Below are 26304 nucleotides of genomic sequence, written 5' to 3'. Positions count from 1 at the left end.
TTTAAACTGTCTTTTTTTATTGTAAATGAAATGGTACGAAGTTTTTTTGCCACGCTCAAGCGGTTCAATTACGAATTTACCATATTTAGCATCTTCGTTAAGTTCAACCGTTTCGATTTTCGGCTTTTCGATTTCAATCATTAACTAAACCCTCCTTCAAAACGTCGAAACCCCGGTTAAACAAAGGTATAACCCCCTGTCTAACCGAAAGTCCCCCTTAGGCAGTTCCCGATTGTGCACAACAAGCGATGTTTCTGTACGAAATTTCTCGATAATGCATCATATCCATTATAGACAAAAGGGAAAATTCTATACAGAAAAATTACACACGACGACGTTTTGGTGGACGACATCCATTATGAGGAACTGGAGTAACATCTCTAATTGCTGTTACTTCTAGACCTGCAGCTTGAAGAGCACGAATTGCAGCTTCACGACCAGCACCAGGACCTTTAACAGTAACCTCTAAAGTTTTTAAACCGTGCTCCATTGCAGCTTTAGCAGCAGTTTCAGCAGCCATTTGCGCAGCGAATGGAGTAGATTTACGAGATCCACGGAAACCAAGTGCACCAGCACTAGACCAAGAAAGTGCGTTACCGTGAGTATCTGTAAGTGTTACGATTGTGTTGTTGAAAGTAGAACGAATATGAGCTACACCAGCTTCAATATTCTTTTTCACACGTTTTTTACGAGTGTTTGTTTTACGTGCCATTGTTAGTTCAACCTCCTTTACTTATTATTTCTTTTTATTTGCTACTGTACGACGTGGACCTTTACGTGTACGAGCATTGTTTTTAGAGTTTTGACCACGAACTGGTAAACCACGACGGTGACGAAGACCACGGTAAGAACCGATCTCCATTAGACGTTTGATGTTAAGAGATACTTCACGACGAAGGTCTCCCTCAACTTTAATACGATCGATGATATCACGGATACGTCCTAATTCGTCTTCCGTTAAATCACGAACTCGTGTTTCTTCAGAAACACCAGCTTCAGCAAGAATTTTTTCAGCAGTTGTGCGACCAATGCCGAATACGTAAGTTAAAGAAATAACAACGCGTTTGTCACGAGGAATATCTACACCTGCGATACGTGCCATTCCGAATGCACCTCCTTCTGATTAACCTTGTTTTTGTTTATGTTTAGGGTTTTCACAAATAACCATTACTTTTCCACGTCTACGAATAACTTTACATTTTTCGCAGATTGGTTTAACTGACGGTCTTACTTTCATGTCTCGAACCTCCTTAAAGATTACGGAGTGCTATATTATTTAAAACGGTACGTAATACGACCACGATTTAAATCGTACGGAGATAATTCTACCGTAACTTTGTCTCCTGGTAAAATACGAATGAAGTTCATACGGATTTTACCAGAAACGTGAGCCAATACGACATGCCCATTCTCTAATTCTACTTTGAACATAGCATTTGGCAACGTTTCAAGAACGGTACCTTCGACTTCAATTACATCATCTTTAGCCATTCAATAGTTCTCCCTTCTTCAAATCAGTAACATTTTACACTGCTCTGAAATCCCGGAGAGCCAGCTACTTATAAAGTGGTAAGGATTTCGTATCCTGCTTCTGTAAGAGCAATCGTGTGCTCAAAATGGGCACACCATTTACCATCTACCGTTACCACTGTCCAGTCATCAGATAGTGTTTTTACATATCGTCTTCCTTGATTCACCATCGGCTCAACACAGATGACCATTCCCGGCTTTAATCTAGGGCCTCTATTTGGTGGACCATAGTGCGGGATTTGAGGGTCCTCATGTAAGTCTTGCCCGATTCCGTGACCAACATACTCCCTAACGATCGAGAATCCATTCTCTTCAGCATGGGTTTGAACCGCATGTGAGATATTTGATAATCTCTCGCCTGGTTTTACTTGTTCTAGACCAAGATACAACGATTTTTCTGTGACATCAAGTAGCTTTTGAACAGATTCAGAAATGTTTCCAACTGGATACGTCCATGCAGAATCTCCATGGTACCCATTGTATTTCGCACCAATATCGATACTGATGATATCGCCCTCTTTGAGCTTGCGCTTCCCTGGAATTCCGTGTACAAGCTCTTCATTTACAGAAGCACATATGCTCCCCGGAAATCCGTTGTATCCTTTAAAAGATGGCGTAGCACCATATTTTTGAATCGTCTTTTCCGCTATTTGATCGAGCTCTTTCGTTGTAATTCCTGGAGTAATGTGCTGTTTCAACTCTTGATGAGTTAAAGCAACGATCCTGCCAGCTTCTCGCATGATTTCTATCTCGCGAGGAGTTTTGCAGATGATCATTACGCTAAGCCTCCGATGAGAACATCGATATCAGCAAATACTTTATTGATATCTTGCTCACCATTAATGCTTTGTAAGTAACCAAGCTCCTCGTAGAAATCAAGCAAAGGTTTTGTTTGCTTAATATTTACATCTAAACGATTTGCCACAGTTTCTTCATTGTCATCAGAGCGTTGATATAATTCGCCACCACATTTATCGCACACATCAGCTTTTGCTGGTGGATTGAACTCTAAGTGGTAAGTCGCACCGCACTCTTTACAAATGCGACGGCCTGTAAGGCGTTTTAATAACAACCCTGAATCCACATTAATGTTTAAAACATAGTCGATTTTTTTGCCAAGATCTTTCATAATTTCTTCAAGAGCTGATGCTTGTGCAACAGTTCGTGGGAAACCATCTAGTAAGAAACCTCTTACGCAGTCTTCTTGACTTAAACGTTCACGAACGATTCCGATTGTAACTTCATCTGGAACAAGTGCACCTTTATCAATAAAAGATTTTGCTTGTAGACCCATTTCAGTTTCAGCCTTCATAGCTGCACGGAACATATCTCCTGTCGAAATGTGAGGGATGTTATACTTGGCAACAATCTGTTCGGCTTGTGTACCTTTACCAGCACCAGGAAGCCCCATTAAAATTAAGTTCATCCTTGTTCCCCCTCAGAGTACATGAGCATGTAGGGAAGACCATTCTTCCCACTTACTCACTGCTTGATAAACCCTTTGTAATGGCGTTTTACCAGTTGGCTTTCTAGCTGCTTCATTGTTTCTAAAGCAACGCCGACAACGATTAACATACTCGTTCCACCGATCTGTGCAGATGGAGGAAGATTTCCCAATTTCGTAAAGATAACTGGTAAGATTGCAATCGCTGCTAGGAAAATTGATCCTACAAAGGTCAAACGATACAAGATTTTTGTTAGATATTGTTCCGTATTCTTACCCGGACGAATACCTGGAACATATCCACCTTGCTTGTTTAGATTCTCTGACATTTGTTCTGGATTAACCTGAACAAATGCATAGAAATATGTGAAGGCTACAATGAGCGCAACATATATGATCATTCCCACTGGGTGAGAATAGTTAAAGTTTGCAATAATCCACTGCGATACATCATGTTTCGGGAAGAACTGTGCAATAGTCGGAGGCGTAATTAAGAATGAAACAGCAAAAATTACTGGAATAACACCAGCACTATTTACCTTAAGCGGTAAATGTGTGTTTTGTGCTCCAGCATAACCACCATTTCCTCCTGTTACACGCTTCGCATATTGAATTGGGATCTTTCTAACAGCCTGTTGAATGAAAATAACACCCACAATAACTGCTAGCACAGCTAGTAAAATCAATGCAACTTTAACGATACTCATGAACAATTGATCTCCGATATTTTGAAACTGTTGCTGATACACTTGAGATATAACACTTGGGATCGCTGCGGCAATACCACCAAAGATAAGGATGGAAATACCATTACCTACACCTTTAGCTGTAATCTGTTCACCTAACCACATTAAAAATGCAGTACCAGCAGTCAGTACCGTAGCAATGTATAAATAAGTGCTCCAACCTGGATTCAAAATTAATTGTCCACCTACCATACCGTTAAAACCGATTGACATACCAAACCCCTGAATAAACGCAAGAACAATTGTAAAGTAACGCGTGAATTGCGTTAATTTACGACGGCCCATTTCGCCTTGCTTCGACCATTCCGAAAATTTAGGAACAACATCCATCTGCAATAATTGCACGATGATGGATGCTGTAATATACGGCATGATTCCCATCGCAAAGATGGAGAAGTTTTTCAAGGCTCCACCGCCAAATGTATTTAGAATACCTAAAGCATTTAATTGATCTTGTGCCTTCAGTACGTCTCCATTTGTAAATGGCACGGGGATAAACGTGCCAATCCTGAATACGATTAACATCGCTAAAGTGAATAATATTTTACGTCTTATCTCAGCAACGCGCATAAAGTTGGAGATTGTACGAAACATTAGATCACCTCAACTGATCCGCCAGCTGCTTCAATTGCTTCTTTAGCACTTGAAGAGAACTTGTGCGCTTTAACAGTTAGTTTTTTCTCTACTGCTCCGCTTGCAAGAACTTTAACACCGTCGTTTAATTTGCTGATAACGCCAGTTTCCAGCAATAATTCAGGTGTTACTTCTGTACCATCTTCAAAACGATTTAACGTTGATAAGTTTACAATAGCAAACTCTTTACGGTTAATGTTTGTGAAGCCGCGTTTTGGTAAACGACGGAATAATGGAGTTTGACCACCTTCGAAGCCAAGACGAACACCGCCACCAGAACGTGCGTTTTGTCCTTTATGACCTTTACCAGCAGTTTTACCGTTACCAGAACCGATACCACGACCGACACGGTTACGTACTTTACGAGAACCTTCTGCAGGTTTTAATTCATGAAGTTTCATTCCCAGGCACCTCCTTATATTAATGAGTTATCCTTAAGCTTCTTTTACAGTTATAAGGTGAGAAACTTTGTTGATCATACCAAGAATAGCAGGAGTTTCTTCCTTAACTACAGTTGAATTCAACTTTTTAAGACCTAAAGCTTCTACCGTCGCACGTTGATCTTGTGGACGACCAATTACACTACGAGTGAGGGTAATTTCTAACTTTTTCGCCATTTGTTTTCCCTCCTTAACCTAGTAGCTCTTCTACAGATTTACCGCGTAATTTTGCAACATCTTCAGCGCGCTTAAGTTCGCTTAATCCGTTCACAGTAGCGCGAATCATGTTGATTGGTGTGTTAGAACCAAGAGATTTCGAAAGAATATCTTGTACACCAGCTAATTCAAGAACCGCACGAACAGGTCCACCAGCAATAACACCAGTACCCTCAGCAGCAGGCTTTAAGAATACTTCACCAGCTCCAAAATGACCGTTGATTGTGTGTGGAATTGTTGTACCAACTAATGGTACAGCGATTAAGTTTTTCTTAGCGTCTTCGATAGCTTTGCGAATTGCGTCTGGTACCTCTTGTGCTTTACCAGTACCGAATCCAACATGACCGTTTTTATCGCCAACTACAACTAGTGCAGCAAAGCGGAAACGACGACCACCCTTAACAACTTTCGCGACACGATTTATCGTAACTACACGTTCTTCAAGTTCTAATTTACTTGGGTCAATGCGATGCATCAATTTTCCCTCCTTTGACCATTAAAATTGTAATCCAGCCTCACGAGCAGCTTCAGCTAGAGCTTTAACACGGCCATGGTATAAGTAACCACCGCGATCAAATACTACTTCTTTAACGCCTTTCTCTACAGCACGCTTAGCAACTGATTCTCCAACTTTCGTAGCAGCCTCAACATTGCTAGTACCGTTAAGAGCAAGGTCTTTATCAAGAGTAGATGCACTTACTAACGTTACACCATTTACATCATCAATAACTTGAGCGTAAATATGTTGGTTAGAACGGAACACGTTTAAACGTGGACGTTCTGCAGTACCAGTAAGTTTAGCACGTACACGTGCATGTCTTTTCTTACGAGTCGCATTTTTATCAGCTTTAGTGATCATTTTCTTGTCACTCCTTTCTCTCACCTAACGGGTTTACTTAGCAGTTTTACCTTCTTTACGACGAACAACTTCGCCTTCGTAACGAATACCTTTGCCTTTATATGGCTCTGGAGCACGGACAGCGCGGATGTTAGCAGCGAATTCGCCAACACGTTGCTTGTCGATACCTTTGATTACGATTTTAGTTGGTGCAGGTACTTCAACTTCAAGACCTGCTTCCGGAGTCATTTCTACTGGATGAGAATAACCTACGCTTAATACAAGTTTATCACCTTGTTTTTGGGCACGGTAACCAACACCGACTAATTCAAGTCCGCGTGCGAAACCTGCAGTTACACCTTCAACCATGTTTCCGATTAAAGCACGAGTTGTACCGTGTAATGCACGGTGTTCCTTCTGTTCAGATGGACGCTCAACTGTTAATGTATTCTCTTCAATTTTGATAAGCATATCAGCATTGAAAGTACGAGTTAATTCACCTTTAGGGCCTTTTACTGTTACAGTATTGTCTTCTGCAACTGTAATAGTAACACCTGCAGGGATTTCAAGAATCTTTTTACCAATACGAGACATGTGGTCACACCTCCGTTCGTTTTAAATATATATTACCAAACGTATGCTACTACTTCTCCACCAGTTTGTAATTGACGAGCATCTTTGTCTGTCATTACTCCCTTAGATGTAGAAACAAGAGCGATACCTAATCCGTTAAGTACACGTGGTACTTCGTCAGCTTTAGCGTAAACGCGTAAGCCAGGTTTACTGATACGTTTTAATCCAGTGATTACACGTTCATTGTTTGCACCATATTTCAGGAAAATACGAAGGATACCTTGTTTGTTATCCTCGATGTATTCTACATCACGAATGAAACCTTCACGTTTTAAAAGTTCAGCGATCTCTTTTTTGATTTTAGAAGCAGGAACCTCTAATTTCTCATGACGTACCATGTTCGCATTACGGATGCGAGTAAGCATGTCTGCAATTGGATCTGTCATCACCATGTGTTTTACCTCCTTCCCATTTGTGGGTTTTACCAACTAGCTTTTTTAACACCAGGAATTTGACCTTTATATGCAAGTTCACGGAAACAAATACGGCAAAGTTTAAATTTGCGGTATACAGAATGCGGACGACCGCAGCGCTCGCAACGTGTATACTCTTGTACTTTAAACTTAGGAGTACGCTTTTGTTTCGCTATCATAGATTTTTTAGCCACGTTTTCGCCTCCTCTACTTAGCGTTGGCTTCCATTATTTTTGGAATGGCATACCGAATTGTGTTAAAAGTTCACGAGCTTCTTCATCAGTTTTCGCTGTAGTAACGATTACGATGTCCATACCGCGGACTTTGCTTACTTTATCATAATCAATCTCAGGGAAAATAAGTTGCTCTTTAACACCTAATGTATAGTTTCCACGACCATCGAATGATTTCTTAGAAACACCACGGAAATCACGTACACGTGGTAAAGAAACTGATACTAATTTGTCGAAGAACTCATACATTTGCTCGCCGCGTAAAGTTACTTTCGCACCGATTGGCATACCTTCACGAAGACGGAAACCAGCGATTGATTTTTTAGCACGAGTTACAACAGGTTTTTGACCTGCGATTTGTGTTAATTCTTCTACTGCATTGTCTAAAGCTTTTGAGTTAGATACCGCGTCACCAACACCAGTGTTGATTACGATCTTTTCGATTTTCGGTACTTCCATCACAGATTTATAGTTAAACTTGCTCACTAGAGCAGGAGTAATTTCCTTTTGGAACTTCTCTTTAAGGCGATTCAATGAAGTGACCTCCTTTCTTAAGAAAATTATTTATCTAATAATTCACCAGATTTTTTTGCAATACGAACTTTTTTACCATCTTCTACTTTGAAGCCTACACGAGTAGGTTCACCTGTTTTCGGATCTAAAATCATAACGTTAGAAACGTGAATAGGTGCTTCTTTAGTAATAATTCCACCTTGTGGATTTAATTGAGATGGCTTAGAGTGCTTCTTAACGATGTTAACACCCTCAACGATAACACGGTTTTGCTTTGGGAAAGCCACAAGGATAACGCCTTGTTTTCCTTTGTCTTTACCAGTGATTACCTGTACTTTATCACCTTTTTTTACATGCATCTTAATTCTGCACCTCCTTAGCAAGGCAATACCTTAAATTATAGAACTTCTGGAGCTAAAGAAACGATCTTCATGAAGTTGCTATCACGTAATTCACGAGCTACTGGTCCGAAGATACGAGTACCACGTGGGCTCTTATCGTCTTTAATGATAACCGCTGCGTTTTCATCAAATTTGATATAAGAACCGTCCGGACGACGAGCTCCGCTCTTCGTACGTACTACTACTGCTTTAACAACGTCACCTTTTTTAACAACGCCACCTGGTGTTGCTTGTTTTACCGTAGCAACGATAATATCACCAATGTTAGCATATTTACGACCAGAGCCGCCTAATACTTTAATTGTTAAAAGTTCACGTGCACCAGAGTTGTCAGCAACTTTCAAACGAGATTCTTGTTGGATCATGTTATGAAACCTCCCTTCGGACTAAAAATTCCGATTCGTCTATTTAGATAATAACCGCTTCTTCAACGATTTCAACTAAACGGAAACGCTTAGTAGCAGAAAGCGGGCGAGTTTCCATGATTTTTACGATATCGCCAAGTTTCGCTTGGTTTTGCTCATCATGGGCTTTGTACTTCTTAGAATACTTAACACGTTTTCCGTACAAGGAATGAGTTTTGTAAGTTTCAACTAAAACTGTAATCGTTTTGTCCATTTTGTCAGACACTACACGACCAGTATAAACTTTGCGTTGGTTACGTTCGCTCACTATGCAAACCTCCCCTCAATTTATCGATTAATTCCGATCTCTCTTTCACGAACTACAGTTTTCATACGAGCAATCGCTTTGCGCACTTCACGAATGCGAGTTGGATTCTCTAATTGTCCTGTAGCAAGTTGGAAGCGAAGATTAAACAACTCTTCCTTTAAAGCTTTAACTTTTGTTTCGATTTCGGCAGTGGTTAATTCACGAATATCATTAGTTTTCATTAGATTCACCACCATTTTCTTCACGTTTTACGAATTTACATTTCACAGGTAACTTGTGAGCTGCAAGACGTAATGCTTCGCGTGCTACCTCTTCAGATACACCCGCGATTTCGAACATAATTTTCCCAGGTTTTACTACTGCTACCCAGCCTTCTGGTGCCCCTTTACCGGAACCCATACGTACTTCTAGAGGTTTTGCAGTGTAAGGCTTAGAAGGGAAAATTTTAATCCATACTTTACCGCCACGTTTCATGTAACGAGTCATTGCACGACGAGCAGCTTCGATTTGACGGTTTGTAATCCATGAAGCAGCTTGTGCTTGTAAACCGAATTCACCGAAAGCAATTTCAGTTCCACCTTTTGCACGACCACGCATTTTACCACGATGCTCTCTACGATATTTTACGCGTTTTGGCATTAACATATTATTTTCCTCCTTCCTCAGAAGCTTTCTTTTTTGTAGGAAGGACTTCTCCACGGTAGATCCATACTTTTACGCCTAATTTACCGTATGTTGTATCAGCTTCAACTGCTGCATAGTCAATATCAGCGCGAAGTGTATGAAGTGGAACAGTTCCTTCACTGTAAGATTCTGCACGAGCGATATCAGCTCCGCCAAGACGACCAGAAACCTGTGTTTTAATACCTTTAGCACCTGCACGCATAGCACGTTGAATAACTTGCTTTTGTGCACGACGGAATGATACACGGTTTTCTAATTGACGAGCAATGTTTTCGCCTACTAATTTAGCGTTAAGATCAGCTCTCTTAACTTCCAAAATGTTGATGTGTACACGCTTGCCTGTTAATTGGTTAAGAGCTTTACGAAGTGCTTCAACTTCAGTACCACCTTTACCAATTACCATACCAGGTTTTGCAGTGTGAATTGTAACATTTACACGATTTGCTGCACGTTCGATTTCTACTTTAGCAACAGCAGAATCTTTTAAGCGTACAGTAATGTACTCACGGATTTTGATGTCTTCATGTAATAATGTAGCGTAATCTTTCTCAGCGAACCAACGAGATTCCCAGTCACGGATAACACCGACACGAAGACCAATTGGATTAACCTTTTGACCCATCGATTATCCCTCCTTCTTTTCTGATACCACAACTGTGATGTGGCTTGTGCGTTTGTTAATTTGGCTTGCACGACCCATTGCACGTGGACGGAAACGTTTCAACGTTGGACCTTCGTCAACGAAAACTTTTTCTACAACTAGGTTGTTAATGTCCATTTCATAATTGTGCTCTGCATTTGCGATTGCAGATTTTAAAACTTTTTCTACAACTGGAGAAGCAGTTTTTGGTGTGTGGTTAAGGATAGCAATCGCTTCACCCACTTGCTTACCTCGGATTAAGTCTACTACTAAACGAACTTTACGAGGAGCAATACGAACTGTTCTCGCTACTGCTTTAGCTTGCATTGAAGTGCCTCCTCTCATTATCTTCTAGTTTTCTTATCGTCAGCAAGGTGACCTTTATACGTACGAGTTGGTGCAAATTCACCTAACTTATGGCCAACCATATCCTCAGTGATGTACACAGGTACGTGTTTACGACCATCATATACAGCGATTGTGTGCCCGATGAACTGAGGGAAGATTGTTGAACGGCGAGACCAAGTTTTAACAACTTGTTTTTGCTCAGATGCAACTAATTTTTCCATTTTGTTCATTAAGTGATCATCGACAAATGGTCCTTTTTTTAAGCTACGAGCCATTTTGGTGCCTCCCTTCGTGATTGGCGTACGGTTCTAGAAATGAACCGTACTACAATCCCATTATTTTTTACGACGACGAACGATAAATTTATCAGACGCTTTGTTTTTCTTACGAGTCTTGAATCCAAGAGTTGGTTTACCCCATGGAGACATTGGAGACTTACGTCCGATTGGAGAGCGTCCTTCACCACCACCGTGTGGGTGATCAACCGGGTTCATTACAGAACCACGAACTGTTGGGCGCTTACCTAACCAGCGAGAGCGACCTGCTTTACCGATTTTGATAAGTTCGTGTTGTTCATTACCAACTTGACCGATTGTAGCGCGACAAGCAGATAATACAAGACGTACTTCACCAGAAGTTAAACGTACAAGTACGTATTTACCTTCTTTACCAAGTACTTGAGCAGATGTACCAGCAGAACGAACTAATTGTCCGCCACGACCAGGCTTAAGCTCGATGTTATGAACAACAGTACCTACTGGAATGTTGATTAATGGTAATGCGTTACCGATTTTGATGTCAGCTTCAGGGCCAGACATAACTTCCATACCTACTTCTAAAGTTTTAGGAGCAAGGATGTAACGTTTTTCACCGTCAACGTAGTTAATTAATGCGATATTCGCAGAGCGGTTTGGATCGTATTCGATCGTAGCAACGCGTCCTGGAATTCCATCTTTGTTACGTTTAAAGTCGATGATACGGTATTGACGCTTATGTCCGCCACCTTGATGACGTACAGTAATTTTACCTTGGTTATTACGACCAGCCTTCTTGCTTAAAGGAGCAAGTAAAGACTTTTCGGGTCTGTCAGTCGTGATTTCAGCGAAATCATTCGTAGTCATGTTACGACGACCGTTAGTAGTTGGATTATACTTTTTAATTCCCATCTCAATTTCCCTCCTTCTTTAGTAAGAATTAAACGCCTTGGAAGATTTCGATTTCTTTGCTGTCAGCAGTTAGCTTAACGATTGCTTTACGACGACGGCTAGTAAAACCAGCGTGACGACCAACGCGTTTTGCTTTCGGCTTGTAGTTCATGATGTTCACTTTTTCTACTTTAACACCAAAGATCGCTTCAAGAGCATCTTTAACTTCTGTTTTATTAGATTTAACGTCCACATCGAACGTGTATTTTTTTTCAGCCATCATTTCCATAGAACGTTCAGTGATAACTGGGCGCTTAATGATATCACGAGGATCTCTCATTATGCAAGCACCTCCTCTACTTTTTCCACTGCCGCTTTTGTCATGATTAGCTTATCATGATGAAGCACGTCTAAAACGTTTACGCCATCAGCAGTGATTACTGTTACTCCAGGGATATTGCGAGCAGATAACTCTACAGATTCGTTTGCATCAGCAGTTACGATAAGAGCTTTCTTCTCAACAGTTAATCCTTTAAGTACTGCTACCATGTCTTTTGTTTTTGGTGCATTTAACACTAGGTCTTCAAGAACTACAATGTTGTTCTCAACTACTTTAGTAGCTAATGCAGATTTGATTGCTAAACGACGAACTTTCTTAGGAAGTTTGTACGCATAGCTTCTTGGTGTAGGTCCGAATACCGTACCACCACCACGCCATTGAGGAGAGCGGATAGAACCTTGACGAGCACGTCCAGTTCCTTTTTGGCGCCATGGTTTACGACCACCACCGCGAACTTCAGAGCGAGTTTTTACTTTGTGTGTACCTTGACGTAAAGATGCACGTTGCATCATTACAGCTTCGAAAAGTACAGCTTCATTTGGTTCGATACCGAAAATAGCTTCAGCTAATTCGATTTCACCAACCTGTGAACCAGTTTGGTTATATACAGTAACTTTTGGCATTGGAATTCCTCCTTCCTATTGTGAATTATTTGCTAACCTTCACAGCGCCTTGAACAACTACAAGAGATTTCTTAGCACCTGGAACGTTACCTTTTACTAGTAATAAGTTGCGCTCAGTGTCAACTTGAACGATTTCTAAGTTTTGGATAGTAACTTGGTCTCCACCCATACGTCCAGCAAGTTTTTTGCCTTTGAATACACGGTTCGGAGCAACTGGGCCCATTGAACCTGGACGACGGTGATAGCGAGAACCATGAGACATAGGTCCGCGAGATTGTCCGTGGCGTTTAATTACACCTTGGAAACCTTTACCTTTAGAAATTCCTGTTACGTCAACGATTTCACCTGTAGCGAAAACATCAACTTTTACCTCTTGACCAACCTCTAATCCGTCCACGTCTGCATCGCGGATTTCGCGAATGAAGCGCTTAGGAGTTGTAGATGCTTTAGCAGTGTGGCCTTGTTCAGGTTTGTTAGTTAACTTTTCACGTTTATCTTCAAATCCTAACTGGATTGCATTGTAGCCATCAGTTTCAGTTGTTTTCTTTTGAAGAACAACGTTTGGATTAGCAGCGATAACTGTTACTGGGATTAACTCACCGTTCTCAGCAAATACTTGAGTCATACCGATCTTTCTTCCTAAGATTCCTTTGGTCATGAGTTACACCTCCTACATTTTTAAGTTATATAAATTATAGTTTGATTTCGATATCTACACCAGATGGTAAGTCTAAACGCATTAATGAATCTACTGTTTGCGGAGTAGGACTCACGATGTCGATTAGACGTTTGTGCGTGCGCATTTCGAATTGCTCACGAGAATCTTTGTACTTATGAACAGCACGAAGAATTGTGTAAACAGTTTTTTCAGTTGGTAATGGGATCGGACCAGAAACTGTTGCCCCAGAACGCTTAGCTGTTTCTACAATTTTCTCAGCTGACTGATCAAGAATACGGTGATCGTAAGCTTTTAAACGGATACGAATTTTTTCTTTTGCCATTATTTTCCCTCCTTCGTTCGCCTATTTCTAAAATAGACCTTCTCCATGGAAATTTCCCCACACCATGCCATGGCAAAGCGGCCGGGTGTGTCAGCAACCTTCCACTTCATCGCAGTCAAAGACCAACATTGTCTATTATACAATGTTATTCGTCTAGATGCAAGCATCTTTTTGATTGCATCTGCTTTTCTCTACTTTTGCTATTATACATGGCACTTTAAAGAATTTCAAGTTTTCATCTAACAGAATTCATTTTACAGTTTCTGGATTCTATTTTGTTGTTTTCATATTACTATAGAAGAAACTCGTCAAAATATAAAAATATAATCTTATTCATTATATAAAAACAAACAAAAAACCTAAGGGAAAATCCCTTAGGTTTTTTTATATCAGTTAAGATTACTCAACGATAGTAGCAACTACGCCGTAACCTACTGTACGTCCACCTTCACGAATAGAGAATTTAGTTCCCTCTTCGATAGCGATTGGAGCGATAAGTTCGATAGTCATTTCGATGTTATCACCAGGCATTACCATTTCAGTACCTTCTGGTAATTGGATGATACCAGTTACGTCAGTTGTACGGAAGTAGAACTGAGGACGGTAGTTAGCGAAGAATGGAGTGTGACGTCCACCTTCTTCTTTAGATAATACGAAAACTTCAGCTTTGAATTTAGCGTGAGCTTTTACAGAGCCGCTTTTTGCAAGTACTTGTCCACGTTGGATGTCTTCACGAGCAACCCCACGAAGTAAAGCACCGATGTTGTCTCCAGCTTGAGCTTGGTCAAGAAGTTTACGGAACATCTCTACACCAGTTACAGTTGTAGAAGCATTTTCTTCAGCAAGACCGATGATTTCTACTACGTCACCAACTTTAACGATACCGCGCTCAACACGACCAGTAGCAACTGTACCACGACCTGTGATAGAGAATACATCCTCTACAGGCATTAAGAATGGTTTGTCAGTTTCACGTTCTGGAGTTGGGATGTAAGCATCAACTTCAGCCATTAATTCAATGATTTTTGCTTCCCAATCAGCTTCTCCTTGAAGAGCTTTAAGAGCAGAACCTTTGATTACAGGAATGTCGTCGCCTGGGAATCCGTATTCAGATAATAGGTCGCGAACTTCCATTTCTACTAATTCTAATAATTCTTCGTCGTCTACCATGTCGCATTTGTTTAAGAATACAACGATGTAAGGAACACCTACTTGACGAGAAAGAAGGATGTGCTCACGTGTTTGAGGCATTGGGCCATCAGCAGCAGATACTACTAAGATACCGCCGTCCATTTGAGCAGCACCAGTGATCATGTTTTTAACATAGTCAGCGTGACCTGGGCAGTCAACGTGTGCATAGTGACGAGTTTCAGTTTCGTACTCAACGTGTGCAGTTGAGATTGTGATACCGCGCTCTCTTTCTTCTGGAGCAGCATCGATTTGATCGTATCCGCGTGCTTCAGCACCACCAGCTTTTGCAAGAACTGTAGTGATCGCAGCAGTTAATGTAGTTTTACCATGGTCAACGTGGCCGATTGTACCGATGTTAACATGGGGTTTAGAACGTTCGAATTTAGCTTTAGCCATTCTAAATTCCTCCTTAGTTTATATAGGTTATTTTATATTTAGACTAGAAAGTGAAACTTACGCCCCACTTTCTAAGCTTACATAAGTAGTTATACTTGAACAATCGATAAAAATCAATTATTCACCTTTATTTTTTTTGATAATTTCTTCAGAAACAGACTTTGGTACTTCTTCATAGTGGTCAAACACCATAGAGAATGTTCCGCGTCCTTGAGTGTTAGAACGTAATGACGTTGCATAACCGAACATTTCAGAAAGTGGAACCATAGCGCGAACAACTTGTGCGTTACCGCGAGCTTCCATACCTTCTACACGTCCACGACGAGATGTTACGTCACCCATAATGTCACCCATGTACTCTTCAGGAATTACAACTTCAACTTTCATCATTGGCTCAAGAATTACTGGGCTACATTTAGAAACCGCAGCTTTAAGCGCCATAGATGCAGCGATTTTGAACGCCATCTCAGAGGAGTCAACATCATGGTAAGATCCGTCAACTAATGCAGCTTTAATGTCAACTAGTGGATAACCAGCTAGTACACCATTTTTAAGTGCATCTTCAAGACCTGCTCCAACAGCTGGGATGTATTCACGTGGAACTACACCACCGACGATCTTGTTTTCGAATTCGAATCCTTTACCTTCTTCGTTAGGTTCAAACTCAATCCAAACGTGACCGAATTGTCCACGACCACCAGATTGACGAGCGAACTTACCTTCAACTTTCGCAGCAGCGCGGAAAGTCTCACGGTATGCTACCTGAGGAGCACCAACGTTTGCTTCAACTTTGAATTCACGGCGCATACGGTCAACGATGATATCAAGGTGAAGTTCACCCATACCAGCGATGATTGTTTGGCCAGTTTCTTGGTCAGTGTGAGCACGGAATGTTGGATCTTCTTCAGAAAGCTTAGATAATGCTGTACCCATTTTATCTTGGTCAGCTTTAGATTTTGGTTCGATAGCTACAGAGATAACTGGTTCTGGGAATTCCATAGACTCAAGGATAACAAGGCTCTTCTCGTCACAAAGAGTATCACCAGTAGTAGTATCTTTTAAACCTACAGCAGCAGCGATGTCACCAGCGTAAACTGTTGAGATCTCTTCACGGCTGTTAGCGTGCATTTGTAGGATACGACCTACACGCTCACGCTTACCTTTAGTTGAGTTTTTCACGTATGATCCAGAGTTTAACACACCAGAGTACACACGGAAGAACGTTAACTTACCAACATAAGGGTCAGTCATGATTTTGAATGCTAGAGCTGCGAATGGTTCTTCATCGCTAGACTTACGTTCTACTTCTTCATCTGTATCAGGAACGATACCTTTAATAGCAGGTACGTCTAATGGAGATGGTAGGTAGTCGATAACTGCGTCTAACAGAATTTGAACACCTTTGTTTTTGAATGCAGAACCACAGATTACTGGGAAGAATTCTACAGAAGTTGTAGCCTTACGGATACCAGCTTTAAGCTCTTCTACAGTGATTTCTTCACCTTCTAGGTACTTCATCATCATTTCTTCATCAAGCTCAGCTACCGCTTCAATAAGTTTTCCACGGTATTCTTCAGCTAATTCTTTGTGCTCTTCAGGAATTTCAACACGTTGAATGTCTGTTCCTAAATCGTTACCGTACATGTAAGCACATTCTTCAACAAGGTCAATGATACCATTGAACTCATCTTCAGCACCGATTGGTAACTGAATTGGATGTGCGTTTGCTTGTAAACGATCATGGATTGTTCCTACAGAGTATAAGAAGTCCGCACCAATCTTATCCATTTTGTTAACGAATACGATACGAGGTACGCCATAAGTAGTAGCCTGACGCCAAACAGTTTCTGTTTGTGGTTCAACACCAGATTGTGCATCAAGTACTGCTACCGCGCCATCAAGTACGCGTAAAGAACGTTCTACTTCTACTGTGAAGTCTACGTGACCTGGAGTGTCAATGATGTTTACACGGTGACCTTTCCATTGTGCTGTAGTTGCAGCAGAAGTAATTGTGATACCACGCTCTTGCTCTTGCTCCATCCAGTCCATCTGAGATGCACCTTCGTGAGTTTCACCGATTTTATGAATACGTCCTGTGTAGTACAGAATACGCTCAGTAGCTGTTGTTTTACCAGCATCGATGTGAGCCATGATACCAATATTACGAGTGTTTTCTAAAGAGAACTCTCTTCCCATTTGGTGTCTTGCTCCTTCCATATATGGATTGGATTTTTTTATTTTAAGTAGCAAAAAAGCCACTTTATATTGTTACACATGTCAGTATGTCCAGTACCCTCATTATGTAAAACGAGCGCCCAACGAAAGGGAGAGGCATTCTCCCTCTCCACACTTCCATAAGCGACAAATAAAGCGGTTTATGCTTACATTTATTTTACGTTGAATCCTACCAACGGTAATGAGCAAATGCTTTGTTAGCTTCTGCCATTTTATGAGTGTCTTCACGTTTCTTAACAGATGCACCAGCGTTGTTAGCTGCATCTAAGATTTCGTTAGCAAGACGCTCTTCCATAGTTTTTTCACCACGAAGACGAGCGTAGTTTACTAACCAACGAAGACCTAAAGTTGTACGGCGTTCTGGACGAACCTCAACTGGAACTTGGTAGTTAGCACCACCAACACGACGAGCGCGTACTTCAAGAACAGGCATAATGTTCTTAAGAGCTTGCTCGAATACTTCCATTGGCTCTTTACCAGTACGTTCGTTTACGATATCGAACGCATTATAAAGAATTGTTTGAGATTTACCTTTTTTACCGTCAACCATCATTTTGTTGATAAGGCGTGTTACTAGCTTCGAATTGTACATTGGATCTGGTAACACGTCACGTTTCGCAACAGGTCCTTTACGAGGCATATTGAGTTCCTCCTTTCATTTTAAAATTATTATTTTTTAGCAGGTTTTGGTCGCTTAGTACCATATTTAGAACGTCCTTGCATACGTTTGTCAACACCAGCTGTGTCAAGCGCACCACGAACGATGTGGTAACGTACCCCCGGTAAATCCTTTACACGACCACCGCGAATTAATACTACGCTATGCTCTTGTAGGTTATGACCGATACCTGGGATGTAAGCTGTAACCTCGATACCGTTTGTTAAACGTACACGAGCGTATTTACGTAACGCTGAGTTAGGTTTCTTTGGAGTCATTGTACCAACACGAGTACATACACCACGTTTTTGAGGTGCAGAGATATCAGTTGATTTTTTCTTTAAAGAGTTGAACCCTTTGTTTAACGCAGGTGATTTAGATTTCCATACTTTATCAGTACGACCATTTCTCACTAATTGGTTAATAGTAGGCATTTGATTATCCTCCCTTCGCATGTTTGTATGACCACATATCCAGGTGGTTCATTATTAGTTGAAAACAAAGTTTTTGCAAGGGAGAGCAAATGCTCTCTCCTCACAAAAACAGTTTTAACTTATTATTCCTATTGCTGAAGCTCCCACTTGAATCCCCGAAACTTTTCCAAGCTTACGAACTGATTCAACTTTGGTTATGGGTATGTTATGTTGCAGGGCAGTACGAATGATAATATGGGTTAACCGCATATCAGCATCTTCCGCAATGACAACTTCTTTAACTATACCATTTTTGATTGCCTCCAATGTGCGTTTATGACCAACGACTACATTTTCAGCATTTGACACTTTTTGATAAGACATATAAATATCCTCCAAAGCATCGTTCAGGAGCAACCTTGCTTATAGTAACATTTTGACTCATACAATGTCAACTAGGATTAGCTGTTTTTATACAAAATTTACGACGGAAAATTTTACTGTTCCACATAAACTTCATCGTTTTCTACATTCATGTCATCTTGTGTTGTTTTTACAAGATCCACTTTGCGATAACGATTCATACCTGTTCCAGCAGGAACAAGTTTACCGATAATAACATTTTCTTTCAATCCTAGAAGTTCATCGCGTTTACCCTTAATTGCTGCATCAGTTAAGACACGAGTTGTTTCTTGGAACGATGCGGCAGATAAGAATGAATCTGTTTCAAGTGAAGCTTTTGTAATACCAAGTAGAACAGGTCTAGCTGTTGCTGGTTGTTTACCTTGCAGTAACACCTTCGCATTCGCATCAGTAAACTGATGGATATCTAGTAACGTTCCTGGTAGTACATCTGTTTCACCGGCATCACTTACACGAACTTTACGTAGCATTTGACGTACCATTACTTCTACGTGTTTGTCACCAATTTCTACCCCTTGCATACGGTATACTTTTTGAACTTCACGTAATAAGTATTCTTGAACTGCTGTAATGTCCGTTACTTTTAGTAATTCTTTCGGATCAATAGAACCTTCTGTTAACTCTTTACCGTGGCTAATTGACTGTCCTAGAGTTACTTTCAGACGAGCACCGTAAGGAATAGCATACGTACGAGCTTCTACTTCACCCTGTACAACTACTTCTTGGCGATCTTTAACATCGTTGATCGCTGCGATAACACCGTCGATTTCACTGATAACTGCCTGACCTTTCGGATTACGAGCTTCGAAGATCTCTTGGATACGAGGTAAACCTTGTGTGATATCATCTCCGGCAACCCCACCTGTATGGAATGTACGCATCGTTAACTGTGTACCTGGCTCACCGATAGATTGAGCTGCGATAATACCTACCGCTTCTCCTACTTCTACGTCTGTACCAGTTGCTAAGTTACGACCATAACACTTCTTACATACACCATGGCGAGTGTTACACGTAAACGCTGAACGAATGTTTACAGTTTCAACACCCGAATTTTCAACGATATGAGCGATATCTTCAGTAATTAATTGATTTTCAGCAACTAATACTTCACCTGTTTCAGGATGTTTTACAGTTTTTCTTGCAAAACGCCCAACAAGACGATCATATAATGACTCAATAACTTCATTACCCTCTTTAATCGCACCAATTAGTAAACCACGATCTGTTCCACAATCATCTTCACGAACGATTACATCTTGTGCAACGTCAACAAGACGACGTGTTAAGTAACCAGAATCGGCAGTTTTAAGTGCTGTATCGGCAAGACCTTTACGCGCACCATGCGTAGAGATGAAGTACTCAAGTACTGTTAAACCTTCACGGAAACTTGATTTGATTGGAAGTTCGATGATACGACCAGATGGATTGGCCATCAGACCACGCATACCAGCAAGCTGAGTAAAGTTCGATGCGTTACCACGGGCACCGGAATCACTCATCATGAAGATTGGGTTGCGTTTATTCAAGGATTTCATCAGTTTTCCTTGGATAACATCTTTTGCATTACTCCAAATAGAAATAACGCGATCGTAACGTTCTTCTTCCGTGATTAAACCGCGACGGAATTGTTTAATTACATTATCTACTTTTGCTTGCGCTTCGTGGAGAATTTCATCTTTTTCGCCTAATACAAGGATGTCAGCTACCCCAACTGTAATACCAGCTTTTGTAGAGTATTTAAATCCTAAGTTTTTCATACGGTCAAGCATGCGAGATGTTTCTGTAATTTTGAAACGTTTGAACACTTCCGCAATGATGTTACCAAGGATTTTCTTGCTGAATGGCGCCACTTCTTCGCGACTAGCAATAATTTCTTTAATGTTCGCACCTTTTTCAACGAAATATTTCGCTGGTGTTTCTTTTTCAAGGTTTGAGTTTGTTGGTTCATTAATATAAGGGAACGACTCTGGTAAGATTTCGTTAAATATTAATTTACCAACTGTTGTTAATAGAAGCATGCTTTTTTGCTCTTCAGTAAATGTTGCATTGTTTACTGCACTTGCAGCAACTGCAACACGTGTATGAAGATGTACATATCCATTTTGATATGCAAGTAATGCTTCGTTTGCATCTTTGAAGACCATACCTTCACCGATTGCACCTTCACGCTCAAGTGTTAAGTAATAGTTACCTAATACCATATCCTGAGATGGAGTAACAACTGGTTTTCCGTCTTTTGGATTCAAGATGTTTTGTGCCGCTAACATAAGAAGACGTGCTTCAGCTTGTGCCTCTGATGATAACGGAACGTGAACCGCCATTTGGTCACCGTCAAAGTCAGCATTGTATGCAGTACATACAAGTGGATGAAGACGGATTGCGCGACCTTCCACTAATGTAGGTTCAAACGCCTGGATACCAAGACGGTGAAGCGTTGGTGCGCGGTTTAGAAGTACTGGATGTTCTTTAATCACAGATTCTAAAACGTCCCAAACTTCAGGTTGTACACGCTCGATTTTACGTTTCGCACTCTTAATGTTGTGTGCTAATCCTTTTTCAACTAACTCTTTCATAACGAAAGGTTTGAACAGTTCAAGCGCCATTTCTTTCGGTAATCCACATTGGTACATCTTTAAGTTCGGTCCTACAACGATTACAGAACGACCAGAGTAGTCAACACGTTTACCTAATAAGTTTTGACGGAAACGTCCTTGTTTACCTTTAAGCATGTGAGATAGTGATTTCAATGGACGGTTACCTGGTCCAGTAACTGGACGGCCACGACGACCATTATCGATTAATGCGTCTACAGCTTCTTGTAACATACGTTTTTCGTTTTGAACGATGATGCTAGGAGCACCTAAGTCCAATAGACGTTTTAAACGGTTGTTACGGTTAATTACACGACGATATAAGTCGTTTAAGTCAGAAGTAGCAAAACGTCCACCATCTAACTGTACCATCGGGCGTAGTTCTGGTGGGATAACTGGTAGAACATCTAAGATCATCCAAGATGGTTCATTTCCAGAGTTACGGAATGCTTCTAATACTTCTAGACGTTTAATAGCACGAGTACGGCGTTGTCCTTGTGCTGTTTTTAATTCTTCTTTTAAGAAGTCTACTTCTTTATCTAAATCGATATCTTGTAGTAGCTTTTTAATCGCTTCTGCACCCATAGCAGCTTGGAATGTGCTACCATATCGATCACGATATGCACGGTATTCTTTTTCAGAAAGTAATTGCTTCTTATCAAGTGGTGTATCTCCACTTTCTGTTACAACATAAGAAGCGAAATAAATTACTTCTTCAAGCGCGCGAGGGGACATGTCTAAGACAAGTCCCATGCGGCTCGGGATACCTTTGAAATACCAAATATGAGATACAGGAGCAGCTAATTCGATATGACCCATACGTTCACGACGAACTTTTGCACGCGTTACTTCAACGCCACATCGATCACAAACTACACCTTTATAACGTACACGTTTGTATTTTCCGCAATGACATTCCCAGTCCTTTTGTGGTCCGAAAATACGTTCACAGAACAAGCCATCTTTTTCAGGCTTTAACGTACGATAGTTAATTGTTTCTGGTTTCTTAACTTCACCGTATGACCAAGAACGAATCTTGTCAGGTGAAGCAAGTCCAATCTTCATATATTCAAAGTTATTTACATCTATCAAGGGGCCTACCTCCCTTTTAGTCTACAGGTTATCCCAATTATTCCTTAGTTGTCTCAACTTCAACATTCAATTTATCTGCTGATTGATGATCATCGTCATCTTCCGTATCACGCATTTCAATTTCTGTATCGTCGCTAGACATCATTTTAACGTCCATACCTAAACTTTGCAGTTCTTTAATCAATACTTTGAATGATTCAGGAACGCCTGGTTCTGGAACATTTTCGCCTTTAACAATTGCTTCATACGTCTTAACACGTCCAACAACATCATCAGACTTCACTGTTAAGATTTCTTGAAGAGTATAAGCAGCACCGTAAGCTTCAAGTGCCCAAACCTCCATCTCACCGAAACGCTGTCCACCGAACTGAGCTTTACCTCCAAGAGGCTGCTGCGTTACAAGTGAGTATGGTCCAGTAGAACGAGCATGAAGTTTATCGTCAACCATGTGCGCAAGTTTGATCATATACATGACACCAACAGATACGCGGTTATCGAATGGTTCACCAGTACGTCCGTCATACAGGATTGTTTTCGCGTCATTTGCCATACCAGCTTCTTCAATTGTGCCCCAAACATCTTCCTCACGAGCACCATCGAATACTGGTGTTGCAATGTGAATACCAAGGTATCTTGCTGCCATACCAAGGTGAAGCTCTAATACCTGACCGATATTCATACGAGATGGTACCCCTAATGGGTTTAACATGATATCGATTGGCGTACCGTCTGGTAAGTAAGGCATATCTTCTTCTGGTAAAATACGAGAGATAACACCTTTGTTACCGTGACGTCCGGCCATCTTGTCACCTTCAGAGATTTTACGTTTTTGAACGATATATGCACGTACAAGTTGATTCACGCCTGGCGGCAATTCATCGCCATCTTCGCGGTTGAATACTTTTACGTCTAAGATAATACCGCCACCACCGTGTGGTACACGTAGTGATGTATCACGTACTTCACGTGCCTTCTCTCCAAAGATAGCGTGTAATAGACGTTCTTCAGCTGTTAATTCCGTTACACCTTTAGGTGTTACTTTACCAACAAGTAAATCTCCATCTTTTACTTCAGCACCAACGCGAATGATACCGCGCTCGTCAAGGTTGCGTAATGCATCTTCCCCAACGTTTGGAATGTCACGTGTAATTTCTTCTGGTCCAAGTTTCGTATCACGAGCTTCTGATTCATATTCTTCAATATGAATAGAAGTGTACACATCATCTTTTACAAGGCGCTCACTCATGATGATCGCATCCTCGTAGTTATAACCGTCCCAAGTCATGAAGCCAACAAGCACGTTACGTCCAAGTGCTAGTTCACCTAATTCCATAGAAGGACCATCCGCAAGGATTTCACCTTTTACAACTTCATTTCCAACACTTACGATTGGACGTTGGTTGTAACAAGTTCCTTGGTTAGAACGAATGAATTTCTGCATTTTATAGCGATCTAAGTCGCCTTTTACTGTTTGACCGTCAACTTCTACATAGCGACGTACCCAAACTTCACGTGCTTCTACGCGCTCAACAACACCAGGGTGTTTACAGATTACTGCAGCACCTGAGTCTTTTGCTGATACGTACTCCATACCTGTACCTACAATCGGAGATTCCGGATTCATTAACGGAACCGCCTGACGTTGCATGTTCGCTCCCATAAGTGCGCGGTTAGAGTCATCGTTTTCTAAGAACGGAATACAAGCTGTCGCTGCCGACACTACTTGTTTTGGAGATACATCCATGTAGTCGATGCGTTCTTTATTTGTGACAATGTTTTCACCACGGAAACGAGCTACGATATCTTCATCAAGGAATTCTCCTTCTTCAGATAGTTTCATATTCGCTTGGGCTACAACATAATTATCTTCTTCATCTGCTGTTAAATAATCAACATGCCCTGTTACAAGACCAGTTTCTGGGTCAACACGACGGTATGGTGTTTCAATGAAACCAAACTCATTTACTTTCGCAAACGAAGATAATGAGTTAATCAAACCGATGTTTGGTCCCTCTGGTGTTTCGATCGGACACATACGACCATAGTGAGAGTAGTGAACGTCACGCACTTCAAAGCCTGCGCGCTCACGCGTTAAACCACCCGGTCCTAAGGCAGATAGTCTTCGTTTGTGAGTTAACTCTGCTAATGGGTTTGTTTGGTCCATGAACTGAGATAACTGAGAACTTCCGAAGAACTCTTTAATAGATGCAATAACAGGACGAATATTGATTAATGCCTGTGGTGTAATTGCATTTGTATCCTGAATCGACATTCTCTCACGAACAACACGTTCCATACGAGAAAGACCGATACGGAATTGATTTTGTAATAGTTCTCCAACAGAACGCAGACGACGGTTTCCTAAGTGGTCAATATCATCTGTATCCCCTACTTTATATAGTAGGTTGAAGAAATAACTGATAGAAGCAAGGATATCACCTGGTGTGATGTGTTTTACATCACGAGTAATATTCGCATTACCAATTACATTAATTACGCGCTCGCCTTCTGACTCAGGAGCATAAATCTTAATAGATTGCAGCTCAACATCGCCTTCTACCACTCCACCCATTGGCTTCGCTGTTTTGAATCCAATGTTTTTCTCTAAGTAAGGTAAAATGCGATCAAGTGTACGACGATCTAAGATTGTTCCTTCTGCCGCTAAAATTTCACCAGTTTCTGGATCCACTAATGTTTCAGCTAAACGTTGGTTAAACAATCTGTTTTTAATGTGTAACTTTTTGTTGATCTTATAGCGACCTACATTTGCTAAATCGTAGCGCTTTGGATCAAAGAAACGAGACACAAGTAAGCTCTTTGCATTTTCTACTGTTGGTGGTTCACCAGGACGTAGACGCTCATAAATTTCAAGCAATGCTTTTTCTGTGCTATCTGTGTTGTCTTTTTCTAATGTGTTGCTTAAGTATTCGTTATCACCTAAAAGCTCGGTGATTTCTTGATCAGAGCCAAACCCTAATGCGCGTAACAAAACAGTTACAGGAAGTTTACGCGTACGGTCAATACGCACATATACAACATCCTTAGCATCTGTCTCATACTCTAACCAAGCTCCGCGGTTTGGAATTACAGTAGCAGTAAAACCACGTTTTCCGTTTTTATCCACTTTGCCACTATAGTATACGCTTGGAGAGCGAACTAACTGGGAAACGATAACACGTTCTGCACCGTTAATTACGAATGTTCCAGTCTCTGTCATGAGTGGGAAATCTCCCATGAACACATCTTGTTCTTTTACTTCACCAGTTTCCTTGTTGATTAGACGCACTTTTACACGAAGTGGTGCTGCATACGTCACATCACGCTCTTTGCATTCGTCTACAGAGTATTTAGGTTCACCTAAGCTGTAGTCGATAAATTCAAGCGATAGATTTCCCGTAAAGTCTTCAATCGGAGAAATGTCTTGGAACATTTCTCGCAAACCCTCATCAAGAAACCACTGATAAGAAGAGGTTTGAATTTCGATAAGATTTGGTAACTCTAATACTTCACTAATACGGGCATAACTTCTTCGTTGGCGGTGGCGTCCGTATTGAACTAGTTGACCTGTCAACTGCTTCACCCCTCAAATCATGAGTATTATAAATGCACAAAAAAATTTGTGCAAAATCACAAATAAATACAACTACTGCTATTAGCGTAGTCTTTTTCTCTTAAAGATAAATACGTTGAGTCTTTCTACCTGCTCAAAAAAGAAAAATGGCTTCTATAAGAAAACCATCATTCTGTTTCATAATCTGCTGATTTTACTATCTTTTCCAAGAGAAACAAAAATATACATCTTTCTCAAC

The 26304-nt window shown here is 40.9% G+C and carries 35 protein-coding genes and 1 pseudogene; all 36 read right to left on the bottom strand.

Translation table 11 applies throughout. The features are described from left to right. Window positions 1–141: pseudogene (locus ACQKNR_RS27330) on the bottom strand (hypothetical protein); the annotation flags it as partial. 181 nt (window positions 142–322) lie between these two features. Next, window positions 323–712, bottom strand: coding sequence for a 30S ribosomal protein S11 (gene rpsK, locus ACQKNR_RS27325; protein ID WP_000101799.1), 390 nt, complete (start codon window positions 710–712; stop codon window positions 323–325). A 24-nt stretch (window positions 713–736) separates the two neighbouring features. Then, window positions 737–1102: a 30S ribosomal protein S13 gene (gene rpsM, locus ACQKNR_RS27320; RefSeq protein WP_000090789.1), complete on the bottom strand. Its 366-nt coding sequence runs from the start codon at window positions 1100–1102 to the stop codon at window positions 737–739. 21 nt (window positions 1103–1123) lie between these two features. Beyond that, window positions 1124–1237 carry a 50S ribosomal protein L36 gene (rpmJ, locus tag ACQKNR_RS27315; RefSeq protein WP_000868344.1) on the bottom strand — a complete coding sequence of 38 codons (114 nt, stop codon included), beginning with the start codon at window positions 1235–1237 and terminating at the stop codon, window positions 1124–1126. 35 nt (window positions 1238–1272) lie between these two features. Continuing rightward, a complete protein-coding gene (gene infA / locus ACQKNR_RS27310) occupies window positions 1273–1491 on the bottom strand; it encodes a translation initiation factor IF-1 (protein ID WP_001029884.1) in 219 nt (72 codons plus the stop codon). A 68-nt stretch (window positions 1492–1559) separates the two neighbouring features. Next, window positions 1560–2306, bottom strand: coding sequence for a type I methionyl aminopeptidase (gene map, locus ACQKNR_RS27305; RefSeq protein WP_000582539.1), 747 nt, complete (start codon window positions 2304–2306; stop codon window positions 1560–1562). Continuing rightward, a complete protein-coding gene (locus ACQKNR_RS27300; protein WP_001048996.1) occupies window positions 2306–2956 on the bottom strand; it encodes an adenylate kinase in 651 nt (216 codons plus the stop codon). The genes map and ACQKNR_RS27300 overlap by 1 nt, the downstream gene beginning before the upstream one ends. A 56-nt stretch (window positions 2957–3012) precedes the next feature. After that, the gene (secY, locus tag ACQKNR_RS27295) at window positions 3013–4314 is read right to left on the bottom strand and encodes a preprotein translocase subunit SecY (protein WP_000490117.1); all 1302 of its coding nucleotides are present in this window, start codon (window positions 4312–4314) and stop codon (window positions 3013–3015) included. Beyond that, entirely contained in the window at window positions 4314–4754 is a 441-nt protein-coding gene (gene rplO / locus ACQKNR_RS27290; protein ID WP_000766081.1) for a 50S ribosomal protein L15, read from the bottom strand. The genes secY and rplO overlap by 1 nt, the downstream gene beginning before the upstream one ends. A 33-nt stretch (window positions 4755–4787) precedes the next feature. Further along, window positions 4788–4970 (bottom strand): 50S ribosomal protein L30, encoded by a 183-nt coding sequence (gene rpmD / locus ACQKNR_RS27285; protein ID WP_001085231.1) that lies wholly within the window; start codon window positions 4968–4970, stop codon window positions 4788–4790. Between the two features lie 13 nt (window positions 4971–4983). Then, a complete protein-coding gene (gene rpsE / locus ACQKNR_RS27280; RefSeq protein ID WP_000554646.1) occupies window positions 4984–5484 on the bottom strand; it encodes a 30S ribosomal protein S5 in 501 nt (166 codons plus the stop codon). Window positions 5485–5505: 21 nt separating this feature from the next. Continuing rightward, complete coding sequence (gene rplR / locus ACQKNR_RS27275; RefSeq protein ID WP_033677166.1) at window positions 5506–5868, bottom strand: 50S ribosomal protein L18; 363 nt, start codon at window positions 5866–5868, stop codon at window positions 5506–5508. Between the two features lie 33 nt (window positions 5869–5901). Beyond that, complete coding sequence (gene rplF / locus ACQKNR_RS27270; RefSeq protein WP_000086556.1) at window positions 5902–6441, bottom strand: 50S ribosomal protein L6; 540 nt, start codon at window positions 6439–6441, stop codon at window positions 5902–5904. Window positions 6442–6473: 32 nt separating this feature from the next. After that, a complete protein-coding gene (rpsH, locus tag ACQKNR_RS27265; RefSeq protein WP_000245511.1) occupies window positions 6474–6872 on the bottom strand; it encodes a 30S ribosomal protein S8 in 399 nt (132 codons plus the stop codon). A 29-nt stretch (window positions 6873–6901) separates the two neighbouring features. Further along, window positions 6902–7087 (bottom strand): 30S ribosomal protein S14, encoded by a 186-nt coding sequence (gene rpsN / locus ACQKNR_RS27260; RefSeq protein WP_001085700.1) that lies wholly within the window; start codon window positions 7085–7087, stop codon window positions 6902–6904. 33 nt (window positions 7088–7120) lie between these two features. After that, complete coding sequence (gene rplE / locus ACQKNR_RS27255; protein ID WP_001080829.1) at window positions 7121–7660, bottom strand: 50S ribosomal protein L5; 540 nt, start codon at window positions 7658–7660, stop codon at window positions 7121–7123. A 26-nt stretch (window positions 7661–7686) separates the two neighbouring features. Then, on the bottom strand, window positions 7687–7998 hold the full coding sequence (rplX, locus tag ACQKNR_RS27250) for a 50S ribosomal protein L24 (protein ID WP_000558200.1): 312 nt from the start codon (window positions 7996–7998) through the stop codon (window positions 7687–7689). Window positions 7999–8036: 38 nt separating this feature from the next. Then, window positions 8037–8405: a 50S ribosomal protein L14 gene (gene rplN, locus ACQKNR_RS27245; RefSeq protein WP_000615912.1), complete on the bottom strand. Its 369-nt coding sequence runs from the start codon at window positions 8403–8405 to the stop codon at window positions 8037–8039. Window positions 8406–8448: 43 nt separating this feature from the next. Beyond that, entirely contained in the window at window positions 8449–8712 is a 264-nt protein-coding gene (rpsQ, locus tag ACQKNR_RS27240) for a 30S ribosomal protein S17 (protein WP_000004106.1), read from the bottom strand. Window positions 8713–8732: 20 nt separating this feature from the next. Continuing rightward, on the bottom strand, window positions 8733–8933 hold the full coding sequence (rpmC, locus tag ACQKNR_RS27235; RefSeq protein WP_000855718.1) for a 50S ribosomal protein L29: 201 nt from the start codon (window positions 8931–8933) through the stop codon (window positions 8733–8735). Beyond that, window positions 8923–9357, bottom strand: a complete 435-nt coding sequence (gene rplP, locus ACQKNR_RS27230) for a 50S ribosomal protein L16 (protein WP_000928969.1) — start codon at window positions 9355–9357, stop codon at window positions 8923–8925. Before rplP ends, rpmC begins: the two co-directional genes overlap by 11 nt. 1 nt (window position 9358) lies before the next feature. Next, the gene (rpsC, locus tag ACQKNR_RS27225; RefSeq protein ID WP_000529958.1) at window positions 9359–10018 is read right to left on the bottom strand and encodes a 30S ribosomal protein S3; all 660 of its coding nucleotides are present in this window, start codon (window positions 10016–10018) and stop codon (window positions 9359–9361) included. Window positions 10019–10021: 3 nt separating this feature from the next. Then, window positions 10022–10363 (bottom strand): 50S ribosomal protein L22, encoded by a 342-nt coding sequence (gene rplV / locus ACQKNR_RS27220; RefSeq protein WP_001148024.1) that lies wholly within the window; start codon window positions 10361–10363, stop codon window positions 10022–10024. Window positions 10364–10380: 17 nt separating this feature from the next. After that, on the bottom strand, window positions 10381–10659 hold the full coding sequence (gene rpsS, locus ACQKNR_RS27215) for a 30S ribosomal protein S19 (protein WP_000124452.1): 279 nt from the start codon (window positions 10657–10659) through the stop codon (window positions 10381–10383). Window positions 10660–10719: 60 nt separating this feature from the next. After that, window positions 10720–11550 carry a 50S ribosomal protein L2 gene (gene rplB / locus ACQKNR_RS27210; protein WP_042981372.1) on the bottom strand — a complete coding sequence of 277 codons (831 nt, stop codon included), beginning with the start codon at window positions 11548–11550 and terminating at the stop codon, window positions 10720–10722. Window positions 11551–11578: 28 nt separating this feature from the next. Then, the gene (rplW, locus tag ACQKNR_RS27205; protein ID WP_001205558.1) at window positions 11579–11869 is read right to left on the bottom strand and encodes a 50S ribosomal protein L23; all 291 of its coding nucleotides are present in this window, start codon (window positions 11867–11869) and stop codon (window positions 11579–11581) included. Then, complete coding sequence (gene rplD / locus ACQKNR_RS27200) at window positions 11869–12492, bottom strand: 50S ribosomal protein L4 (RefSeq protein ID WP_001127261.1); 624 nt, start codon at window positions 12490–12492, stop codon at window positions 11869–11871. The genes rplW and rplD overlap by 1 nt, the downstream gene beginning before the upstream one ends. Before the next feature lie 25 nt (window positions 12493–12517). Continuing rightward, complete coding sequence (gene rplC, locus ACQKNR_RS27195; RefSeq protein ID WP_000160207.1) at window positions 12518–13150, bottom strand: 50S ribosomal protein L3; 633 nt, start codon at window positions 13148–13150, stop codon at window positions 12518–12520. Between the two features lie 34 nt (window positions 13151–13184). After that, a complete protein-coding gene (rpsJ, locus tag ACQKNR_RS27190; protein ID WP_001040596.1) occupies window positions 13185–13493 on the bottom strand; it encodes a 30S ribosomal protein S10 in 309 nt (102 codons plus the stop codon). A 399-nt stretch (window positions 13494–13892) separates the two neighbouring features. Beyond that, window positions 13893–15080: an elongation factor Tu gene (gene tuf, locus ACQKNR_RS27185; protein ID WP_001029614.1), complete on the bottom strand. Its 1188-nt coding sequence runs from the start codon at window positions 15078–15080 to the stop codon at window positions 13893–13895. A 117-nt stretch (window positions 15081–15197) separates the two neighbouring features. Continuing rightward, window positions 15198–17276, bottom strand: coding sequence for an elongation factor G (gene fusA / locus ACQKNR_RS27180; RefSeq protein ID WP_427322235.1), 2079 nt, complete (start codon window positions 17274–17276; stop codon window positions 15198–15200). Window positions 17277–17484: 208 nt separating this feature from the next. Next, complete coding sequence (rpsG, locus tag ACQKNR_RS27175) at window positions 17485–17955, bottom strand: 30S ribosomal protein S7 (protein ID WP_001137491.1); 471 nt, start codon at window positions 17953–17955, stop codon at window positions 17485–17487. 29 nt (window positions 17956–17984) lie between these two features. Further along, window positions 17985–18407, bottom strand: coding sequence for a 30S ribosomal protein S12 (rpsL, locus tag ACQKNR_RS27170; protein ID WP_001142341.1), 423 nt, complete (start codon window positions 18405–18407; stop codon window positions 17985–17987). A 114-nt stretch (window positions 18408–18521) separates the two neighbouring features. Beyond that, a complete protein-coding gene (locus tag ACQKNR_RS27165) occupies window positions 18522–18770 on the bottom strand; it encodes a ribosomal L7Ae/L30e/S12e/Gadd45 family protein (RefSeq protein ID WP_097949121.1) in 249 nt (82 codons plus the stop codon). A 113-nt stretch (window positions 18771–18883) separates the two neighbouring features. Further along, window positions 18884–22495: a DNA-directed RNA polymerase subunit beta' gene (rpoC, locus tag ACQKNR_RS27160; RefSeq protein ID WP_427322232.1), complete on the bottom strand. Its 3612-nt coding sequence runs from the start codon at window positions 22493–22495 to the stop codon at window positions 18884–18886. A gap of 37 nt (window positions 22496–22532) precedes the next feature. Next, window positions 22533–26066 (bottom strand): DNA-directed RNA polymerase subunit beta, encoded by a 3534-nt coding sequence (gene rpoB / locus ACQKNR_RS27155; RefSeq protein ID WP_000147555.1) that lies wholly within the window; start codon window positions 26064–26066, stop codon window positions 22533–22535. Between the last annotated feature and the right edge of the window lie 238 nt (window positions 26067–26304).

Origin of the sequence: Bacillus sp. NPDC094077 (assembly GCF_050279465.1) — a bacterium.
Lineage (GTDB): Bacteria > Bacillota > Bacilli > Bacillales > Bacillaceae_G > Bacillus_A.
Note: the sequence above shows the minus strand (reverse complement) of the source record. Positions and strands in the feature narration are given on the sequence as shown.

Excerpts from the sequence above, each read along its gene's own strand:
- rpsL (WP_001142341.1), bottom strand. The coding sequence starts at position 18,407 with ATGCCTACTATTAACCAATTAGTGAGAAATGGTCGTACTGATAAAGTA.
- rplC (WP_000160207.1), bottom strand. The coding sequence starts at position 13,150 with ATGACCAAAGGAATCTTAGGAAGAAAGATCGGTATGACTCAAGTATTT.
- rplX (WP_000558200.1), bottom strand. The coding sequence starts at position 7,998 with ATGCATGTAAAAAAAGGTGATAAAGTACAGGTAATCACTGGTAAAGAC.
- rplV (WP_001148024.1), bottom strand. The coding sequence starts at position 10,363 with ATGCAAGCTAAAGCAGTAGCGAGAACAGTTCGTATTGCTCCTCGTAAA.
- rpsG (WP_001137491.1), bottom strand. The coding sequence starts at position 17,955 with ATGCCTCGTAAAGGACCTGTTGCGAAACGTGACGTGTTACCAGATCCA.
- rplF (WP_000086556.1), bottom strand. The coding sequence starts at position 6,441 with ATGTCTCGTATTGGTAAAAAGATTCTTGAAATCCCTGCAGGTGTTACT.
- rpmD (WP_001085231.1), bottom strand. The coding sequence starts at position 4,970 with ATGGCGAAAAAGTTAGAAATTACCCTCACTCGTAGTGTAATTGGTCGT.
- rplD (WP_001127261.1), bottom strand. The coding sequence starts at position 12,492 with ATGCCAAAAGTTACTGTATATAACCAAACTGGTTCACAGGTTGGTGAA.
- rpmJ (WP_000868344.1), bottom strand. The coding sequence starts at position 1,237 with ATGAAAGTAAGACCGTCAGTTAAACCAATCTGCGAAAAATGTAAAGTT.
- rpsS (WP_000124452.1), bottom strand. The coding sequence starts at position 10,659 with ATGGCTCGTAGCTTAAAAAAAGGACCATTTGTCGATGATCACTTAATG.
- rplO (WP_000766081.1), bottom strand. The coding sequence starts at position 4,754 with ATGAAACTTCATGAATTAAAACCTGCAGAAGGTTCTCGTAAAGTACGT.
- ACQKNR_RS27165 (WP_097949121.1), bottom strand. The coding sequence starts at position 18,770 with ATGTCTTATCAAAAAGTGTCAAATGCTGAAAATGTAGTCGTTGGTCAT.
- ACQKNR_RS27300 (WP_001048996.1), bottom strand. The coding sequence starts at position 2,956 with ATGAACTTAATTTTAATGGGGCTTCCTGGTGCTGGTAAAGGTACACAA.
- rpsH (WP_000245511.1), bottom strand. The coding sequence starts at position 6,872 with ATGGTGATGACAGATCCAATTGCAGACATGCTTACTCGCATCCGTAAT.
- rplB (WP_042981372.1), bottom strand. The coding sequence starts at position 11,550 with ATGGGAATTAAAAAGTATAATCCAACTACTAACGGTCGTCGTAACATG.
- rplN (WP_000615912.1), bottom strand. The coding sequence starts at position 8,405 with ATGATCCAACAAGAATCTCGTTTGAAAGTTGCTGACAACTCTGGTGCA.
- rplW (WP_001205558.1), bottom strand. The coding sequence starts at position 11,869 with ATGAGAGATCCTCGTGATATCATTAAGCGCCCAGTTATCACTGAACGT.
- rplR (WP_033677166.1), bottom strand. The coding sequence starts at position 5,868 with ATGATCACTAAAGCTGATAAAAATGCGACTCGTAAGAAAAGACATGCA.
- rpsE (WP_000554646.1), bottom strand. The coding sequence starts at position 5,484 with ATGCATCGCATTGACCCAAGTAAATTAGAACTTGAAGAACGTGTAGTT.
- fusA (WP_427322235.1), bottom strand. The coding sequence starts at position 17,276 with ATGGGAAGAGAGTTCTCTTTAGAAAACACTCGTAATATTGGTATCATG.
- rpsM (WP_000090789.1), bottom strand. The coding sequence starts at position 1,102 with ATGGCACGTATCGCAGGTGTAGATATTCCTCGTGACAAACGCGTTGTT.
- rplP (WP_000928969.1), bottom strand. The coding sequence starts at position 9,357 with ATGTTAATGCCAAAACGCGTAAAATATCGTAGAGAGCATCGTGGTAAA.
- infA (WP_001029884.1), bottom strand. The coding sequence starts at position 1,491 with ATGGCTAAAGATGATGTAATTGAAGTCGAAGGTACCGTTCTTGAAACG.
- rpsK (WP_000101799.1), bottom strand. The coding sequence starts at position 712 with ATGGCACGTAAAACAAACACTCGTAAAAAACGTGTGAAAAAGAATATT.
- rpsC (WP_000529958.1), bottom strand. The coding sequence starts at position 10,018 with ATGGGTCAAAAGGTTAATCCAATTGGTCTTCGTGTCGGTGTTATCCGT.
- rpsJ (WP_001040596.1), bottom strand. The coding sequence starts at position 13,493 with ATGGCAAAAGAAAAAATTCGTATCCGTTTAAAAGCTTACGATCACCGT.
- secY (WP_000490117.1), bottom strand. The coding sequence starts at position 4,314 with ATGTTTCGTACAATCTCCAACTTTATGCGCGTTGCTGAGATAAGACGT.
- tuf (WP_001029614.1), bottom strand. The coding sequence starts at position 15,080 with ATGGCTAAAGCTAAATTCGAACGTTCTAAACCCCATGTTAACATCGGT.
- rpmC (WP_000855718.1), bottom strand. The coding sequence starts at position 8,933 with ATGAAAACTAATGATATTCGTGAATTAACCACTGCCGAAATCGAAACA.
- map (WP_000582539.1), bottom strand. The coding sequence starts at position 2,306 with ATGATCATCTGCAAAACTCCTCGCGAGATAGAAATCATGCGAGAAGCT.